Annotated in this window: 3 protein-coding genes; 2 read left to right on the top strand and 1 reads right to left on the bottom strand. The window is 32.4% G+C overall.

Annotation, left to right across the window (positions count from 1 at the left end):
• The coding region (locus tag V7659_RS28515; protein ID WP_335543428.1) for a pirin-like C-terminal cupin domain-containing protein at window positions 1-291 on the top strand (291 nt) is incomplete at its 5' end.
• A gap of 662 nt (window positions 292-953) precedes the next feature.
• Here V7659_RS28515 and V7659_RS28510 read toward each other — a convergent pair.
• Window positions 954-1,448, bottom strand: a complete 495-nt coding sequence (locus V7659_RS28510) for a hypothetical protein (protein WP_335543427.1) — start codon at window positions 1,446-1,448, stop codon at window positions 954-956.
• A gap of 235 nt (window positions 1,449-1,683) precedes the next feature.
• Here V7659_RS28510 and cdaS point away from each other — a divergent pair, with 235 nt between their 5' ends.
• On the top strand, window positions 1,684-2,307 hold the full coding sequence (cdaS, locus tag V7659_RS28505) for a sporulation-specific diadenylate cyclase CdaS (protein WP_335543426.1): 624 nt from the start codon (window positions 1,684-1,686) through the stop codon (window positions 2,305-2,307).
• The last annotated feature ends 422 nt before the right edge of the window (window positions 2,308-2,729 follow it).

Genomic DNA, 2,729 nt, shown 5'->3' with positions numbered 1-2,729 from the left:
ACAGCGATTGAAACGTACCATCGTGTAAAGCTTGCTGGTGATGAGGAAATTACGATTACAAATGGATCATCTGAGAGTTATATGCTTCTCCTTGAGGGTGAGCCGATACAAGAACCTCTCGTATCCTATGGACCGTTTGTAATGAATTCTGAGCAGGAAATTCGTGAAGCATTCAAGGATTATCAAAATACACAATTTGGAGGCTGGCCGTGGGACCGTCCAGATCCTGTAAATGAGCGTGAGTCAGGAAGATTCGCACGCCATGCGGATGGAAGAGTTGAAAAAAGGTAACCACTATTCAATTAAATGGAGATAAGTAGGAAAATTAACATAAAAAAAGACGATGTTTCCTAGGCGAACAAGGAATCATCGTCTTTCATGTTTTACGAGCTTCCTCGTTTGTACCATAACTGACGATAGCGAAAGCAACGCATACAAAATACCATCGAGTATGGGTCAACTTTTTTAATTTGAATACTCCTGCTTTTTCCCACAATTCAGCATGAGGGTAAGGATTAATAACATTCAATACTATATTTGTTAGTAAGTATTTCGAAAATTTACCATAGGTAAATTTAAATATCTAAAGTGTTGCTACAAAAAACGGACCAATAATATAAGTAAAATCTACAAGGCCTGGAGATAGCGGATTTTTATTAATCCACCACTTTTTCTTATTCCCAACTACGCTAAATATACCTATGAACAAGTTTGTAAAAGATGCTACAGGCAAGAACCTAATAAATGAATTTTCCCCATGAAAGGAACCGTTAGCCACGGAAAGATTACCATTGCCAATGGAAATGCCACTTTTTTATTGAGTTTAGACATAATTCAAATACATTCCTGAAAATTAACAACTACGATAGTACACTTATTTTTGAAAAATAAAAAATTCTTATAAAAAAGGAAAAAAGCCTGTTAATCCGGGCTTTTCTCCTTTTTTAAAAAAACTAAGCGATATTTTCCATTCTAATCATGAATTTTAAATCATCATTACGAATGTTTAATAACCTTTCCAGCACAGCCAGCTTGGTGGTTGCTTCCTTGACTTCATATACATTAATAACATTATCACTCTTTAGTTTACGTATCATTTCTGAGACAACTTGTTTAAAAGTTTGTGAATCAATCAATAAATAATGAATTAATTCTATTGCTGCTTCTTTTTCTTGTTTGTTTTTGATGGCAAAAATGCTTTGAACATCAGGCTCTATTACAAAAAGAGATTGTAAATCATCTGAAATTCTGATAGTAACGTAACTTGTTTTATTTCCATAAAACTCATTATCCCTAATTCGAATTAGATCAAGTCCAACCATAAATTCATAAAAAGGAGTGTTCTTATCAAGGGTACCAAACATGTTAATTTCAATGTTTGATTTTTCTTCTATAAAGATTTCTTTTTCAAATCTAGTTTGAATTACTTTTGATTCTAACATAGTCATTTTCCTTACCTCGTTTCTAAAATATAATTATATAAAAAGTAACATGTATACTTTTAGTAACCTAAATACAGTATAGTAAAAATCGGCAAATAAATCAATTAAAGTTGCACGAGATTATGTCGGAATGCTCATAAATAATATTTAATCGCCAAACTAATACTATTTCTAACAAGTACAGTAAACAAAAGAAAAGTGGAATTAAAGGCTTTTAGCTAATAGTTGGAGGAATATCTACATGGAGAGTAATTGTGATTTTTCACCGTTAAAGCAAAATTTGGAGGATGGTATTAAACATATAATTAATTTACTCGAAGCCAATTTAGATGTCCTAGGTAACGAAAACCACTGTGTATTAGGGAGTTTAGAGGATGTAAAAGAGCATCTACTAAAAATTGAATCCATGGCGGCTTCCTTTTATTTAAATTGCTATTTATCATCCTTTACTGATACATATAATGACTTATCTATCGCTGCTCAAATCCTATCGAAACAAAATCATGGTGCACTTATTATAGTTGAACGTAGTGATTCTGTTGACACCATTATCCAAAAAGGAACAACAATAGGAGCTATGGTGACACCAAAATTATTGGAAGCCATTTTTTATCCTGGAAATCCATTACATGATGGAGCAGTTTTAATACGGGGAAATACAGTCGTCTCAGCAGCAAATGTACTTCCGCTGACAACTGTATTAACTGGAGATAAGAAAGTTGGAACACGTCACCGTGAAGCCCTAGGAATATCCGAAAAAAGCGATGCACTTGCTCTTGTTGTTTCTGAAGAAACCGGTAAAATTTCATTTGCGTTAGATGGGAAACTATATCCTATAAACACAAGAAACCCGGTTTTATTTTAAAGCTAAAAAGGATTTAAAGGTAAAAACAAAATTTAAATGGATACAATTCTCTTTATGAAAATCATAAACCTACTGTTAATTTGAAAGATAAAAGTAGTTAAATCAATGTTTATAGACAATAAAAGAGACCAAATAGCTATGCTAATTGGACATCTAATTTATATGCTAATTGCAATGTTTCTCCACATCCACGGAACCCGTTACATGAGAAGATAAGGTTTTTTTATCAGAGTTTAAAAATTTTCAGGTTAAAATGTTTTATTTCTGGTTGATTGCATTCTACCTAATATTATATACGTTTTAACATTTCCACTATTTCCTTTCGTTCATCTTCCTTGTTCATTTCAATAATTGCTCGTTTCTGACAAAATTTACATTCGCAGTCTTTATCATGTTGCTCCAAATTTTTATTTTCTTTTTCC

Origin of the sequence: Neobacillus drentensis, assembly GCF_036966985.1 — a bacterium.
GTDB classification, from domain to species: Bacteria; Bacillota; Bacilli; order Bacillales; family Cytobacillaceae; genus Neobacillus; species Neobacillus drentensis_E.
This window is presented reverse-complemented; position numbering and strand designations above follow the sequence as displayed.

Excerpts from the sequence above, each read along its gene's own strand:
- V7659_RS28510 (WP_335543427.1), bottom strand. The coding sequence starts at position 1,448 with ATGACTATGTTAGAATCAAAAGTAATTCAAACTAGATTTGAAAAAGAA.
- cdaS (WP_335543426.1), top strand. The coding sequence starts at position 1,684 with ATGGAGAGTAATTGTGATTTTTCACCGTTAAAGCAAAATTTGGAGGAT.